This is a genomic window from Stenotrophomonas sp. GD03877 (genome assembly GCF_029840555.1).
In the GTDB taxonomy this organism is placed as follows: Bacteria; Pseudomonadota; Gammaproteobacteria; order Xanthomonadales; family Xanthomonadaceae; genus Stenotrophomonas; species Stenotrophomonas geniculata.
Genome location: NZ_JAOCCT010000031.1, coordinates 32,402 through 46,206 on the forward strand (window position 1 = coordinate 32,402; position 13,805 = coordinate 46,206).

Annotated in this window: 16 protein-coding genes; 2 read left to right on the forward strand and 14 right to left on the reverse strand. The window is 59.4% G+C overall.

Annotated elements, in window-relative coordinates:
* Positions 1-72 precede the first annotated feature (72 nt).
* The 8 genes from trbL to N5D20_RS19410 all read right to left on the reverse strand — a co-directional run bounded on the left by trbL (position 73) and on the right by N5D20_RS19410 (position 7,411).
* Complete coding sequence (gene trbL / locus N5D20_RS19375) at positions 73-1,716, reverse strand: P-type conjugative transfer protein TrbL (RefSeq protein WP_279914872.1); 1,644 nt, start codon at positions 1,714-1,716, stop codon at positions 73-75.
* Complete coding sequence (locus N5D20_RS19380) at positions 1,716-1,973, reverse strand: hypothetical protein (protein WP_279914871.1); 258 nt, start codon at positions 1,971-1,973, stop codon at positions 1,716-1,718. The genes trbL and N5D20_RS19380 overlap by 1 nt, the downstream gene beginning before the upstream one ends.
* Positions 1,973-2,770: a P-type conjugative transfer protein TrbJ gene (gene trbJ, locus N5D20_RS19385; RefSeq protein ID WP_279914870.1), complete on the reverse strand. Its 798-nt coding sequence runs from the start codon at positions 2,768-2,770 to the stop codon at positions 1,973-1,975. Before trbJ ends, N5D20_RS19380 begins: the two co-directional genes overlap by 1 nt.
* Positions 2,767-5,235 carry a transporter gene (locus tag N5D20_RS19390; RefSeq protein WP_279914869.1) on the reverse strand — a complete coding sequence of 823 codons (2,469 nt, stop codon included), beginning with the start codon at positions 5,233-5,235 and terminating at the stop codon, positions 2,767-2,769. The genes trbJ and N5D20_RS19390 overlap by 4 nt, the downstream gene beginning before the upstream one ends.
* A gap of 46 nt (positions 5,236-5,281) precedes the next feature.
* Complete coding sequence (locus tag N5D20_RS19395; protein ID WP_279914868.1) at positions 5,282-5,569, reverse strand: conjugal transfer protein TrbD; 288 nt, start codon at positions 5,567-5,569, stop codon at positions 5,282-5,284.
* A 6-nt stretch (positions 5,570-5,575) separates the two neighbouring features.
* Entirely contained in the window at positions 5,576-5,995 is a 420-nt protein-coding gene (locus tag N5D20_RS19400; RefSeq protein WP_279914867.1) for a TrbC/VirB2 family protein, read from the reverse strand.
* A 3-nt stretch (positions 5,996-5,998) separates the two neighbouring features.
* Positions 5,999-6,928: a P-type conjugative transfer ATPase TrbB gene (gene trbB / locus N5D20_RS19405; protein WP_279914912.1), complete on the reverse strand. Its 930-nt coding sequence runs from the start codon at positions 6,926-6,928 to the stop codon at positions 5,999-6,001.
* Positions 6,929-7,168: 240 nt separating this feature from the next.
* A complete protein-coding gene (locus N5D20_RS19410; protein WP_279914866.1) occupies positions 7,169-7,411 on the reverse strand; it encodes a helix-turn-helix transcriptional regulator in 243 nt (80 codons plus the stop codon).
* A 146-nt stretch (positions 7,412-7,557) separates the two neighbouring features.
* Here N5D20_RS19410 and N5D20_RS19415 point away from each other — a divergent pair, with 146 nt between their 5' ends.
* Positions 7,558-8,523, forward strand: coding sequence for a replication protein RepA (locus N5D20_RS19415; RefSeq protein ID WP_279914865.1), 966 nt, complete (start codon positions 7,558-7,560; stop codon positions 8,521-8,523).
* Here N5D20_RS19415 and N5D20_RS19420 read toward each other — a convergent pair.
* Positions 8,513-9,007, reverse strand: coding sequence for a hypothetical protein (locus N5D20_RS19420; protein WP_279914864.1), 495 nt, complete (start codon positions 9,005-9,007; stop codon positions 8,513-8,515). The genes N5D20_RS19415 and N5D20_RS19420 overlap by 11 nt on opposite strands.
* A gap of 879 nt (positions 9,008-9,886) precedes the next feature.
* Here N5D20_RS19420 and N5D20_RS19425 point away from each other — a divergent pair.
* A complete protein-coding gene (locus tag N5D20_RS19425) occupies positions 9,887-10,309 on the forward strand; it encodes a hypothetical protein (protein WP_279914863.1) in 423 nt (140 codons plus the stop codon).
* A gap of 86 nt (positions 10,310-10,395) precedes the next feature.
* Here the strand turns inward: N5D20_RS19425 and N5D20_RS19430 are convergent, their stop codons facing one another.
* From N5D20_RS19430 to N5D20_RS19450, 5 genes are all read right to left on the reverse strand, one after another.
* Positions 10,396-11,055, reverse strand: coding sequence for a DNA-binding protein (locus N5D20_RS19430; RefSeq protein WP_279914862.1), 660 nt, complete (start codon positions 11,053-11,055; stop codon positions 10,396-10,398).
* Between the two features lie 565 nt (positions 11,056-11,620).
* Positions 11,621-11,848 carry a hypothetical protein gene (locus tag N5D20_RS19435; protein WP_279914860.1) on the reverse strand — a complete coding sequence of 76 codons (228 nt, stop codon included), beginning with the start codon at positions 11,846-11,848 and terminating at the stop codon, positions 11,621-11,623.
* 32 nt (positions 11,849-11,880) lie between these two features.
* Positions 11,881-12,378, reverse strand: a complete 498-nt coding sequence (locus N5D20_RS19440; RefSeq protein WP_279914858.1) for a hypothetical protein — start codon at positions 12,376-12,378, stop codon at positions 11,881-11,883.
* 18 nt (positions 12,379-12,396) lie between these two features.
* Positions 12,397-13,161 carry a conjugal transfer protein TraL gene (locus N5D20_RS19445; protein WP_279914857.1) on the reverse strand — a complete coding sequence of 255 codons (765 nt, stop codon included), beginning with the start codon at positions 13,159-13,161 and terminating at the stop codon, positions 12,397-12,399.
* A 16-nt stretch (positions 13,162-13,177) separates the two neighbouring features.
* Positions 13,178-13,591, reverse strand: a complete 414-nt coding sequence (locus tag N5D20_RS19450) for a TraK family protein (RefSeq protein ID WP_279914855.1) — start codon at positions 13,589-13,591, stop codon at positions 13,178-13,180.
* Positions 13,592-13,805: the final 214 nt, after the last annotated feature.

Below are 13,805 nucleotides of genomic sequence, written 5' to 3' on the forward strand. Positions count from 1 at the left end.
GGCTGATCGCGCGCGTTCTTTAGTGGTGGAGCACGCGAGCGGCCGTTCTGTGACGACCGTCGCTAATCTCCGTTACTCCTTCTGCGGCGGTTTGGCGTCGCTGCTTGGCCGGTCAGAGGAAGGGGACTCCGGCCGGATTACGTTCTCTGCCAGCGGCGCTGGCGCGGCGCTGCTACTCGATCCCGCTTCCTCCTCGCCGCCCCCCTTGAGGTTGCCGGGGCCAGACGTAAGACCGTCGGCCGAGGGGTTGGTCTCCATGCCGGGGGTGACCATCGCCGCCGCCGCATATGCTCCGCGCCCGCTGTGCCTTACAGCGTCGAACAATCCGCCAAGAGAGAGGCCTCCGCCCTTTTCCGCCTGTGCGGCATCGCCTGCCGGCTCCTGTTCATCGGCTGTGACGTCACTGTCACCGTCATCACCGCTTTCGTCGTCGTAGGTCTCATCGTTGGAGGCAGATGGCCCGCCCTCCCCCTCGCTGTCCGTAGCGTTCTGCTCGGCACCGTCCCCACCTGTACTTTCTGGCGCTGCCGACTCGCCACCAATTGCGCCCGGACCATCCGCATCACCGGCAGAGGCAGCACCACCACGGCCAACCCCTTCGCCCAGCTCCGCCGCGCCTGCCGAAGCACCCTCGGCTGCCTCGGCAGTGCCGACAAGACCCTCTGCTGATCCCAGGCCCGCCGCAGCTCCTGCAGAGTTGGCCGCGTTCGCCACCGCGCCAGCAGCTGCAGGTGCAGCCAAGCCACCCGTAGCAATGGTTTTGGCGACCGCTGCGGTCGCTGCCGCCGCCGCAATGCCCGCGGCGGCGATTCCACCTACAGCGCCGCCGCCGCCCGGAGACGTGCCGGCAATGACGCCCTGGATGAGTTCTGGAATGGTCTTGCAGCAGTACGCGCAGCACAGCGCTAAACCGAGCAGGGTGAACGTTGAGGATCCATCGGCCGAAAGGGGGGAGTATGCGTCCGCCCACGTTGCCGATGCCTGTTTGATTAGGCCCACCAGCAACGACAGCACGAACAGCTTGGCACCCACGGAAACACCGTATTTTAGGAACTGCAGCGTCATATCCCTGGTCCAGGACGCGCCAGCGAACCCCATCATCAACACACCGGCATTGATGATGATGTAGCTCTCAAAGAGCGCTACCGCCATCAGTACCGCGATGAACGCAAAGCACAGTAGAACAAGGAGGGACGCAAGCGAGGTGAGCACCTGCGCGAAAGGATTGAGCGGCGATGCCAGACCCGCGCCCGACTTGGCAATCTTGGTGGCGAATTCTACGGCGAGCGTGAACATGTCTGAGGGGATGAGCCCTTTTGACCCGCCGGCCGCTGCAGCTCCGGCCTCGCGAAAGCTGTCTACGATCGCAGTGTTCCACTCGACCGAATACAGGAGAAACGCATACCAAAAGCCGATCACCATGACCTGCCTGAAAAGCTCACCGAACAGCTCACCAAAGTCGGGGCTCTTGAACGCCAGCATGCCCAGGCTCCAGGTGAACTGGATCACTGCCAGCAGCCAAAATAGCGTGTTGGCGTACCCCTTCAGCTTTGGCCCCCATGTGGCGGCTGTCTGCTGCACCAACTGCAGCAGACCGTCGAACGAGGCAGTCGGATCTTGAAGGTCCGCAGCAGCATGGGCTGGCGTGGCGACCACTACGAGCAACGCAAGCAGAATGCAGCCCACCGCCTGTCCGCTCACACGGGGGGTGTTCATCAGAACTCTGCCCCCTTCGTCTTCTCTTTGGCCGCCTTCTTTCTCACGCCGCTGGCATATGGCAGATCCTCACCTGTCTCCGCCTTGTACGCATCGCAGGCATCCACGCTCCCCAAGTAGCATTGGTCTGCCTGCTGCTGCCCTTTCGTAACGCCAGCGCCGGCATCACCGGTTGGGACCGGCGCGGACGGCTTGTCACAGGCCGAAAGCGCAAGCGTGAAAGCGAGCGCGACAGCGATCTTGATTGACGTTCCCATCAGAACTCCCTGCCCTTGCTCTTCTTCGGGTCGTTGAAGAATCGATTGGTGTTGGCGTCCTCTGCGGCTTGGCGCTGCGTTGCTTGCGCCAGTGCCTGAGCTTGCATGTTGGTTTGAGCCGCAAGCAACTGACGCAGCTTCTGCGACTGCTGCACCTGCTGGGCGGCGATCTGATTCGCCACCTGCAATGCTTCCATGCGTCCACCGGCACTCTGGCTCTGTGAAACCAGGTCGGCGAGCAGGGCATCCTCATCGGCCATCATGTCGATCTGCATACCCCCGGCCTTCATCGCCGCCTTAGCGTTGTCGAAGCCAGAATCCGCCCAGTTGGCGTACTCCTCCTCGAAGCTCTTGCTGCGCTGTTCGCTGGAGAACGTCTTGTAGTCCTTAAAGGTGCTCTTGAATCGCTTATCGAACTGCTGCGCATCGTAGGCAAGTGCTTTGGTCTGGCTGTAGACGTCCTTCAGCCGACGGATATCCCTGGACACGGTGTACCACTCGGATTCGGTCAACTTCTTGCTGTTGCGAGCCATGTCCTGATACTGGTCGATCTGCGTCTTCAACTGCTGCGCCATGCTGCTGTACTGCTTGGCAGCGTCTGCGGCCCGCTTGATCTCGGAAAGCATGATCTGCATTGTTGCGATCGGATCGTTCGTGATGAGCTGCGCCTGCGCACTCGGTGCCACGAAGGAACCTGCGCCCAAGCCAGCTACTGCCAGTGCAAGCACACATTTCCTCGCAATGGACACCCAGGCATGCCCCTCGCCCGCGCCCCGCTGATTGCATTCGACCTTCATGCTGCGTTCCTCTCGTTGAGATACTTGTGGTAGTTGACATCGTTCTCCGCCAACCAGTGGCGTGGCCAGGCCTGTCCATGTTCGCGATGTAGCGCCTTGATACGGCTGATCTGCTTTTTGTCGGACGCGGCAGTGAACGCCATCGTCAGGGGGCCAAGGCGCATGTTGAACAGCCGCGATCCCAGGTTCGACTTGTAGTAGTACTCGGCCTTCGGCTTTGCCTTGGAGATAAGCTTGATCTCCTGTAGGTTGAGTCCGAATTCCTGGTACACCTTGGTGTCCGCGATCGCATCCTTGTTGGGCAGGAAAATCTTGGTCGGACAGGACTCTCTGAGGACATCCAGCAAGCCCGAATTGACCGCGTCCGAGAGACTTTGCGTAGCGAGCACCACCGCGCAGTTGGCCTTTCTCAGCTCCTTCAGCCACGAACGGAGCGCGGCGCGGAACACGGGGTTTCCAAGTGCCAGCCAAGCCTCGTCCAGAATCAGCATCGCTGGCTGACCCTTCAAGCTCTTCTCGAATCGCCGGAACAGATAGCGCAGAACAGGGAGTGACGCCTTGTCGCCAAGCTTCATCAACTCGTCAATTTCGATCACGTTGAATGGGTTATCGGCGAGACCGTCTGTTTCGGCGTCGAGCAGATAGCCCATTGGCCCTGCCACCGTGTAGTAGCTCAACGCTGCGCGCAGCCGCTCAGGCAATTCCGAGCACAAATCGGTCATCGATCGATGCGACTTCTGCTGCAGGCTTAACAGGGCCTCGTAAACGGACTTCTTCTCTGAGGGCGTGATGGCATCGTTTGGCCCGGTTGCCTGCAAGGCGTAGCACATCTCAACCCATTCCTGCGCCCACGCGACGTCAGATGGGCTGTCCAGGAACTGCAGCGGACAGAACTGAGGTCCGCCCTCCTCGGATCCGATGTCATAGTGGTGCCCCATCGCCAAAGCCAACGGCAGCAGCGAACGCCCCTTGTCGAACGCCATCACGGTACTGTTTGGATAGCGTTGGAACTGAGCTGCGATCGTCGCCAGCAAAGTGGACTTGCCACCACCTGTTGGCCCGAATATCAGCGTGTGCCCCACATCACTGACGTGGAGATTCAGGTTGAACGGTGTCGATCCAGTCGTCGCGGTAAGCATCAACGGCGGCGATCCCTTGGGGTAGAAATCGCACGGATTATTAGACAATCCCGCCCATGGCGAGGAAAGTGGCATCAAGTGCGCAAGGTTGCGCGTGCTTATCAGCGGCCGGCGCACATTGGCATGGCCATGTCCGGCAATTGAACCCAGCCACGCCTCCATGCAGTTGATGCTTTCGATGCGGCTAGCGAATTTGACCTGGCGAAGTGCCTTCTGCACCAGGCGCGCCTTTTCTGTTACCCAGCTGGCGTCCTCATGCATAAGCACGATGCACGATGTGTAGTAGCCATAGGCGCTTTTGCCGTTGCGCACCTCATTGAGCGCTGCCTCTGCCTGCTGGGTCATGCTGAGGGCGTCAGTGTTGATCGATCCCTGTTTATTGGTCATCTGCGCAACGAAACCGCGAATCTTCTGCTTCCACTTGCTCACGTAGCGACCGAGCGCAAACTCTGCTTCGTGTCGGTCCAGGTGGATAAAGCGATTTGACCAACGGTATGGCAGCGCCATCTCGTTGAGCATGCTCACGATGCTGGGGTAGGACTGCGAGGGGAACCCCTCGATACCCACTACAGCAATGAACTTGTCCCCGAGCTTTGGCGTTGTTCCGGCATGGAGGTCTTCACCAAACAGCCAACTGTCCATGTACATCCCACACTCGGGAAGGGCAACTTCCATCGCCTCGCCCGTCACGATGCAACGAAGCGTATTCACCAGCTCATCGCCGATGAACTGCCCGCCGTATCTGTCCTCTCCTTCATAGCGCCCCATACGCCGGATCAGGACCGCATTGCCCATGCGGTCCTCAAGATCACGCAGCGTTTTGTTGAACTCCGCGAGGATCCGATCCTGCACTGAGTCGTCTTCATCATCGGCGCCGTCGATGACCATCTCACTGACGGCTTTCATCTTTGAGCCGGCCTTCAACTCTGGCCGAATCGGCGGCAGGTATTGCACGATGAGGATGTTTTCCGACTTGTAGACGTTCTCGCCGGTGAAGGTCTCGCGTCGCTCAGCTTCAATGAGTCTTGGTACTTCGTGGGTGAAATGCGAATCTTCGGGGGGGTAGTAGCCAGGGGCGCGGAACCGAATGGTTTCAGTCCATGTCGTCCAGCCTGAGCCCAAGGACCGCATCGCTTCGTTGACCTGGTGCGCAGCATGGTTCTTGTTGGCGTTCGTCGAAGAAGCATGGTCCTCGCCACGGAAGAAGAACCCGGCGAGCAGAGCCCCGCTTTTGCAGAGCACTGTGCCAGGCTCAATGATTGCGGCGAAGTTGAGCAGATCGGGCAACCCCTTGGCCTTGGACCTGAACTCTTGGAGATTGATCATTTTCGATTCCTGGTGGCCGGTGGGGGGCGCGAAGCCCCCCACGCGGTTACTCGACAAACGGAGTGGAGTGCGCGGGGTAGTACGGTCGATACTTCAGCTGAGTGATGTAGACCTTGGACATGATCGGGTCCGCCTTCGCCATCTTCTTCAGCAGCCACCAGCACACCATCCAGATGCCGCCACCTACAAAGGTCGTGGTCCAGTTCATGCCGGTAAAGATGAGAGCGCCTGCGAGCAGCATGCTGAAGAGCGTCAGCTCGCGCTCGCCCCCCAGCACTTCCTGGGGCCGGTGCAAGGCGTAGTAGAAGTTTGCCGTCTCAAGCTCTTCGTCCATTTGGCGTCAGCCCCCCGTCGCAGCTGCGTACTTGACCTGCAGGTAGGTCATCGCGTCGGCTGGGAGGGACGCACCACTGAACAGCGCGCCGCCGATCAGGTTCTTGGCGAACACGATGATGCTGATGACCAGCACCACGTAGAGCAGCGTCTTCATGAAGGTGCTCATCTCGCCGCCCCAGATCAGGCCGGCGCCGGCACCGATCAGGCCCAACAGCGAGATGCCGAAAGCCACCGGCCCACTGATCGACGCCACAATCTTCTCGACCGGCTTTTCCCAGGGCAGCCCACTACCACCTCCGCCGGAGCCCGCGTCGCTGGCCATCACCTGCGAAGCGCAAAGCATCAGCAGCAGCATCAGGAACATGCGAGCGCCGGGATTGGTGAGGATGCGAGCCAGTTTGCTGCCCGCGTTTTTGAACGTCATATCTCAGTCTCCAGGTTGGAACAGATAGGTGTTTTTTGAGCTGTCGTAGCCCACCACCTCGGTGATTGCCTGCACTTTTCGGCCGTTCGCAGTCTTGGCGATCGAAGCGATCACGTTCACTGCCTTGGCGATCAGGGCCTGCTGTGGTGCCTGTGTGGCGCGTGCCACCAGGCTTTCCATGCGCAGAAGAGCCGCTTCCGGATCTCCCACGTCGGAATGGATGGTGGCGATGCCACCGGGATGGCCTGTATTCCAGGCTTCAATCAGGGTGAGCGCAGCACCGTCACGAACCTCACCCACCAAAATTCGGTCCGGTCGCAGCCGGAGAGATGCTTTAAGCAGTCGCTCCATGGTGACGCCTTCAACCGCGCGCATGATCACCGCATTGGCAGCTGCGCACTGCAGTTCACCGGTGTCTTCGATGATGAGAATCCGGTCGTTCGAGTGCTCTACTGAGATTGCTTCGATGATTGCGTTGGAAAGCGTGGTCTTGCCGCTACCCGTGCCGCCCACAACCAGGATGTTCTTGCGCGACCGCACAGCTCGCAGCAGCTGTTCCATCTGCGCGGAACTCATGATTCCGCTTTCTACGTATTCCCCCAACGTGAAGATACTTTTTGCCTTGGTGCGGATGGCAAACGTGGGAGCGGAAACAATGGGCGGGCGCAACGCTTCGAATCGCGATCCATCGATTGGCAACTCGCATTCGAGGATTGGCTTTTCGCGGGTGATTTCCGTATCCAGGAAAGTGGCCACCGTCGCCATAACGGACAAGGCCGCATGAGACGTCATTCGACCCACCTCCTCCATCTGCTTGCCCTGACGCTCGACCCACAAGACCCCATCGGGGTTGAGCATGATTTCCACGACGGTCGGATCACGCAGCAGCTCCATGACCTTCGGACCCAGCTCGCGTTCCAATCTTTCTCTCAAGCGATCGCCCGAGCTGCCGCTATTACTTGGCTGCGCGGCCGCGACATGCGTGTTCACTACGAATCTCCTACGGGATCCATTCCCTGTCGATAGTCTATAGACTATAATCCGTACCGTCCAACAGCGCCGTTTTGCGAACTCGATCACACAACGGCACTTGGATCTGCTGGGCGCGAGTCCGGGCTAGGCCGGGCCAAAAAAAAAGCCGCCCGAAGGCGGCTTTGGTTTGGACCTCTGTTCTTAGCGAAGTAGAACCCATAGGGGTTTGTCGACCAGGGCTGCCAACACTTCCATGTTGTCCAGGCTGATGTTGCTCAGGCCCCGCTCTACTTCGCTGAGATACGGCTGCGACAGGTTCGCTGCGTCGCAGATGGCTTGTTGTGTGAGGCCAGCCTTGAGTCGTGCGTTCCGGAAGTTCTTGGCGAACCTCTTGCGCATCTCAGGAATTTCGGACTCTTCAACATTGGCTGGAAGTCGTTTCATTGTGTGCTGCTTGGCCACTTCCGCTCGCGGAAACGCAAAGTTTTGCCCTTCCATAAATTCAGGCTAAAGTAAAGTCGGCCGAGGGCTGCCACCCTCGACCGACGCGAAACCACACTCTGCACACCAAAGAGGAGCGGCTACAGAGCATGGCTACCTACGAATCTACCAAATCACCCGTTCAGGTTGAAAGCGACATCATCATTCTCCCTGGCGGCGAGACGCCCCTTGGCCGCCGTCATCGCGCCATGCTGGACGACTGGATGGCGATCGAGCGTGAGGACGCCCTATCAGCCGGAGCCTTGGGCTACATGGCCCGTATCTTGGCTCAGGCTACCCTACCGCACACGGACCCTAAGCTTCCCCCGGGTACGATGTACTCCAGAACAACCGGCAGGGCGACGCTGAACATTGTGGCCACCAGCCGCAAGTACGGCATCCCCTATGGATCCATCCCCCGCGTCCTGCTGGCCTGGATCTGCACCGAAGCTGTTCGGACGAAAACCAAGCAGCTGGACTTGGGCCGCAGTCAGGCTGAATTCCTCAAGCGCATTGGCCTGCATAGCAACGGTTCGGACATCTCTCGTTTCCGCAAACAGGCGCTGGCGCTGTTCAGGTCGGTCATCTCTGTAGAGTACGAGGATGACGCCGAAGACAGCAGCTTCCGTCTCCCCATCAGCAATTCAGAGCGCGTGTTCTGGCATCACGATCCTGACATCCAATCTCTTTGGGTCAGTACGCTGAACCTCACGGAAGAGTTCTTCCAAGAAGTCACTGAGCGACCGGTACCGGTTGATCTGCGCGTGTACCACTCAATGGCCAAATCGCCGTTGGCGATGGACATCTATTCCTGGCTCACCTATCGCATGTACGTGTTGCGTCATTCGCGCCGTACTGAGGCCAAGATCCCATGGGTCGGCTTGAAGGGGCAGTTTGGCAGCAATTACGCCGATACCTCTGCGGGGCTACGCTCTTTCCGCTTCTACTTCCTGAAGAGACTCGAAGAGGTCTTGCTGTTCTACCCGGAGGCCCGTGCTCACATCAGCAATGTGGGAGCTAACCTGGTCCTTACGCCGGCACCGCTCCATATCAGCTCCTTGCACCCTACTCGCTGAATCCAAGCCGGTCCAAAAGCCCTCCCAAGGTATCCAGATCGGTATAGAACAGGCGCAGCGCTCCCCCCGAGCCTGCGCCTGTTTCTATTTGGACCACGGTGCCCAGGTGCTCACCCAGCCGGCGCTCTAGGCTGGCCACATCGGCATCCTGGTGCGTGTCATCACGCCCCCGCTTACCGCGAGACCGATCGATCTCTTGACCAAGCCGAAGGGTCGTCCATCGGCCCGCTATAGCGGCCTCAGCAAGCTGCCTCTGGGCCTTGGCGTCCTTGATCCCTGCCAGTAGCTCACCGTGCTTCGAGGACAGCCTCCCAGCCCTGACCCAGGCCAACAGCGTTGGTGGCAGCCCCAACACCCGAACGAGGTTGGCCACTCTCGAACGGCTCAAACCCGTCAGCAATGCCATTTCTCTCTGGAGCTTACCGGCAGCCTGCAGGCGCTCGATCTCGGCGAGAATTTCTAGGGATTGTTCCTTGGCGAACATTGGATCAGTTTACGCCTTGGCCTTTGAGCACGTGCAATCTCTAACGCGGGGTCCGCACGTGCAATCTCTAACGCCGATGGAAGGCATGCAACATCAGCCAGGCACCTGCGGATGCACCCTCTGCGCCACGTGCAATCTCTAACGCTCGCCGGCGCTGCGCCAAGAACCCGTCGCGTGCAATCTCTAACGCATACCTTGCTTCGCATCCAATTGGAATGTCCATTCCAATCCAACCGCTCGCCAACAGCCATCTTCATGCCAAGCTACGCTCTATCTGTTTGATTTTAATATGTGTTTCTGACTTATACACCGATCCTGTGGATAACCCATGTATAACTCTATTTTATCCACGTGCAATCTCTAACAGATAAATTCTTATTGAAAATCAATGACGTGCAGCCTTATCCACTGATGAACGCTAACGAAGGCACGTGCAATCTCTAACGGTGATGCGTGCAATCTCTAACGGTGATGCGTGCAACCTCTAACGGGCACAGCCGAAAATTGTCTTGTAAGACTATGATTTACAGGGGTTTTTAGGCGTTAGCGATGTCTTCCAAGTAGCTCTCCACGTAGTCTTCACAGGTATGCTTCTCAAGTTTCCTATACATCAAGTAGCTAAGAGCCCCGCGCTTGTGAATTGAACCAAAGCAAGCGAAGCGAAGAGCTGACCAGCGCCGGCATCGAGAGCGTCGCTGATACCGAGGCGGCAGTAAGGGCCACAACGGTGCCCACGCGCCCAGGACGTCGCGTTTGTACCAGGTCCTGCAGCTGCCGGCGACGTGATCTCCTGCAGGACGATGTGGATGGTCGAGGAGCTGGCCAGTGCCGGCATCAAGCGCGGCCGCCCTGCCCGCGCCTACTGCCCGGGCCATAGCGGTGGCCACCTCGCCCAGGGCGCAGCGATCGCGCCAGGTCCTGCAGCTGCCGGCGGCGCCGGCGACGCGGATCTCTTGCAGGGCGATGCTGCAGGTCGACGCGCTGGCCAGCGCCGGCATTAAACGCGGCCGCACTGACCGGCGCCTGCTGCCCGGGCCACCCGGTGGCCACCTCGCCCAGGGCGCAGCGATCGCGCCAAGTCCTGCAGCTGCCGGCGACGTGATCTCCTGCAGGACGATGCGGATGGTTGACGAGCTGGCCAGTGCCGGCATCGAGCGCGGCGCCCTGCCCGCGCCTGCCGGCCGGGCCGCACCGCTGGCCACATCGCCCGAGGCCCGGCGATCGCGCCAGGTCCTGCAGCTGCCTGTGGCACCGGCGACGTGGATCTCCCGTAGGAGCTGGCGGGCGATTATGTCGCACTAAAGTGCATATAATTGCATTCCGTCGCGCTATATCGCATTAAATAGCGCTTTTTGGTAAGGCTAGTGTTCCCCGGGGAACATCTCCGATCAGGCCTTATCCTGACCCGCAAGCCGGCGCAGTAGATCATCGGTTTGCTGTTGCAAGGCATCGACGCGGCCTTGCAGCAGCATCGCGCCCTCTGCCTTGGAGCGTTGCTCTGACAGTTCCGCTGTCAGCTCCTGGTTTCTGCTTTTCTCGCTGGCAAGTTGTTCATGAACACGCGCCGACTCTATTGCGCAGGTGCGGGCCTGCTCCTGAGACGCAGCCAGCTGCTGTCGAAGTTCAGCTACCTGTGTTTCCAGGGAGGACACCTGCCTGTCCAGCTCATCAACAGCGTTGGACGCATCCGTCAGCTCGCGGTCAGCTTGTTCGCGCTGAATGGCACTCTCCTTCAGAACATCATCAATCCGGCGCGCTGCAGCTCGAACAGCTTGGTCATTGAGCCCGGCGATCACCTGCAGAAAACGTTGACCAACCTCCTCGGCGAGCTGATTGACCCCCTCCACAACTTCTGGAGGCAGCTCGGCCGTTGCGGCCGGCGGAGGTGCTGACATTGCCAAGTGCTCTCGCCACACCCGGAAGAGTCGTTCAGGGTTGCCCCCTCCGATTCGCTTACGCAAAGCGAAACCCGTCACGTTAAAGCCGGCGCTTTGAAGCGACTTACCGGCCTCGATGATGTCGTTGTCACTGACCTCTGTCGGACGCATGGCGAACTCCTAGCGTTGTTTGATGCGTCAAGACTACTCTAGTTTGTTTGTTTACACAACAAACAAACAAACTATCTAACAAACCAGCAGTGCATTTAGACGCCAATGAGTCACTGCCACGCCGGAGGCCATCTCACCCGGGGCGCAGTGATCGCGCCAGGTGCTGCAGCTGCCGGCGGCGCCAGTGACGCGGATCGGTCGACGAGCTGGCCAGCGCCGGCATCGAGCACGACCGCCCTGCCCGCGCACGCAGCCCGTGCCACGTCGGTGGCCACCTCGCCCAGGGCGTAGCGATCGCGCCAGGTGCTGCAGCTGCCGGCGGCGCCAGTGACGCGGATCTCCTGCAGGCCGATGCTGACGGTCGACGCGCTGGCCAGTGCCGGCATCGAGCACGACCGCCCCACCCGTGCACGCAGCCCGGGCCACGCCGGTGGCCACCGCGTCCAAGGCCGCGGCGATCGCGCCAGGTCCTGCAGCTGCCGGCGGCGGCGGCGACGTGGATCTCCTGCAGGCCGGTGCGCAAAAGGTGTCAAAAAAAAACCCACCATGGTGGTGGGTTTGGACATCAGGATGACTTCTTTGTTTTTCCTCGCCCCGAACGGGGCGGCAGGAACAAGGGGATGCAGCCGAGCAGCATCACGACGAAGATGGATCCGCCGATCAGATTCTTTGTCGATGCAGCCAGTGCGTCCATGCTTCCAGACTGCATAGTCGCATAGACCACAGAGGCGTAGAGCACTGCGAGAAGTGGTGCCCATGCGTAGTTGTCCAAAAACCACCGCTTAAATTTCATTGCCTTCTCCCTCCATTTGACACCACCAAGTGTCATTTCAAAATGGCCACTACACAAGCAATCACGGCGATAAGTGATGCGGCAACCGAGATCACCATCGGGACATTCATGCCCCGTCGTGAGTCCATAATTTCTGTGCGCATGCTGTGCACCTGGTCGTGGATCCGCCTGCTTTCGGCCTGCATCCTATTGCTCTCCGAAACGGCTGCTTGAATGATGTCGCGCTTTACCTGGTCGCCTGCGTTGGTGATCTGTTTCGCTGCCCAAACTGCCGAGTCGGTAATCAACTTGCCAGCGGTTTCCTTGGAGGCCTCCACTGCCGTTTGCATCAACGTCCCAATGATCTCCTGGTTGCGCAGTAGTTCATCGCCAACGTTCTGGCCGTACGCTTTGATTACTTCATCCATGATGAGGACCACGGACAGAATCGGATCGCCCTTGGTAAGAAGGACGTTTTGCTCCGTTGCCACGCGGGCCCTGATCCGTTCGATCAGAGCCGCGTGTTCGGAGGGCTCGCGCATGTCAGCCATTTGGCCCTCTCCAGCTAATTAGTAGATGAGATCCAGCTGCTGCCAGATGCTCTTTCTGACCGTCTTCAGTCGCTGCTGGGCCATCAGGCCGAACTGACCAGACGTAGCGACTTCTTCGAACGTCAGCTTGTTTTCCAACATCAGCTGCACGTCGGTGCCGAATGTTGCGCCGGTCTGACGGTGGATGGTAACGAGGCCTTTGACCTTGTCCTTGTACTCTTTGTAGACCTTCATCTCCTCGAAGCTCTTACCGTCCGCTTCGATGGGGCCGAAGAACTCGTTAAGCCACACGATCAGCTCGGCACCTTCAGGCAGCTGGCTGGCCAGAGTCTTGAAGCCGTTGAGCGTGTCCAGCATGGCCTGGCCGCCGGTAATCACAGTGTGGATCATCACGCGACGACCGCTTTCCAGGAGAAGCTGGATAACGTCGTTCTCCAGCAGATAGCTGCTGAGCGGGATGAAGCTGCTAGCGCCGTTATCGATGACGAAGCTCTGTTCTTCACTCAGGATGCGTTCGATCACCTGATCGAAACGGCGCTCGTTGAGGGTGCCGTCTTCCATCAACTCAACACGTTCGGCACCGAGTGCCTTGTAGCCGCAGAAGGTCGCGTTCACCGGGTCGGTGTCTACGAGGCCCTGACGCTTACCGGCGTCGTTCTGATGCTGTGCGAGGAACGCGGCCGCGACGGTCTTACCGACGCCGCCCTTGCCCTGCAGGATGAAGTGGACGATCAGGGACAGATCGGTCGAGGAGGGCTGATTGCTGTTCACGATGGCGTTCATTTTTTGTTGGGTTCCTTCAACCGATGAGGTCGTCTTTGTCTGATGCGACGGAGTTGTGCTGGATTCGGGGCTGAGCACCGGGGCGAGGTCCGGTGGAGGCGGGTTTCCCGGTGCCGTTTGCAGGGGGGCGGGGGAGGGGGTCGGAGGAGGTTGGGGCAGTTGGTGCGAGGGCGGTGATGCCTGTCCGGACTCCGGGGGCGGGGTGCGGCGGCGGGGTTGCTTGGATGTCATGGCTCTTCCCTGGAGTAATGAATTTGTTCACGTAGCGCATGAACTGGCTGTAGCTGATCCCGAGCTTTTCGTCTCCGCCCAGCTGGTCGTAGATCGACCTGGCGACATGGCCGGCTTCGATCAATTCGCGGATCGACTCGCGGTGCTTCAGGAACGCGACGCGCCCACCGCCCCGCGACTTCTTCTCTGGCGTACTCATCTCATGGGCCTTTCCCGTTTTGTTGGGGTGGAGGGTAGCGCTAATTAGCGCTACGGTGCAAAACGATTATGCCACGTAGTGCGAATTAGTGCAACTCAATGCGAGTTAGCGCTAAGTAGCGCTAGTTAGCATTCATTCACCCTCGCTCTTTACTGCCTACGGTGCGGGAAAGAACGGGATTTCCTGTATCTCCTGGGTAGATGGCCGAAAGCCT

Bases quoted from the DNA above. Each gene is read 5' to 3' on its own strand.
- N5D20_RS19415 (WP_279914865.1), top strand. From the start codon at position 7,558: ATGGCTACCTACGAATCTACCAAATCACCCGTTCAGGTTGAAAGCGAC.
- N5D20_RS19435 (WP_279914860.1), bottom strand. From the start codon at position 11,848: ATGAAATTTAAGCGGTGGTTTTTGGACAACTACGCATGGGCACCACTT.
- N5D20_RS19380 (WP_279914871.1), bottom strand. From the start codon at position 1,973: ATGGGAACGTCAATCAAGATCGCTGTCGCGCTCGCTTTCACGCTTGCG.
- trbL (WP_279914872.1), bottom strand. From the start codon at position 1,716: ATGAACACCCCCCGTGTGAGCGGACAGGCGGTGGGCTGCATTCTGCTT.
- N5D20_RS19445 (WP_279914857.1), bottom strand. From the start codon at position 13,161: ATGAACGCCATCGTGAACAGCAATCAGCCCTCCTCGACCGATCTGTCC.
- N5D20_RS19450 (WP_279914855.1), bottom strand. From the start codon at position 13,591: ATGAGTACGCCAGAGAAGAAGTCGCGGGGCGGTGGGCGCGTCGCGTTC.
- trbJ (WP_279914870.1), bottom strand. From the start codon at position 2,770: ATGAAGGTCGAATGCAATCAGCGGGGCGCGGGCGAGGGGCATGCCTGG.
- N5D20_RS19400 (WP_279914867.1), bottom strand. From the start codon at position 5,995: ATGACGTTCAAAAACGCGGGCAGCAAACTGGCTCGCATCCTCACCAAT.
- N5D20_RS19430 (WP_279914862.1), bottom strand. From the start codon at position 11,055: ATGCGTCCGACAGAGGTCAGTGACAACGACATCATCGAGGCCGGTAAG.
- N5D20_RS19410 (WP_279914866.1), bottom strand. From the start codon at position 7,411: ATGAAACGACTTCCAGCCAATGTTGAAGAGTCCGAAATTCCTGAGATG.
- N5D20_RS19440 (WP_279914858.1), bottom strand. From the start codon at position 12,378: ATGGCTGACATGCGCGAGCCCTCCGAACACGCGGCTCTGATCGAACGG.
- N5D20_RS19420 (WP_279914864.1), bottom strand. From the start codon at position 9,007: ATGTTCGCCAAGGAACAATCCCTAGAAATTCTCGCCGAGATCGAGCGC.
- N5D20_RS19395 (WP_279914868.1), bottom strand. From the start codon at position 5,569: ATGGACGAAGAGCTTGAGACGGCAAACTTCTACTACGCCTTGCACCGG.
- N5D20_RS19390 (WP_279914869.1), bottom strand. From the start codon at position 5,235: ATGATCAATCTCCAAGAGTTCAGGTCCAAGGCCAAGGGGTTGCCCGAT.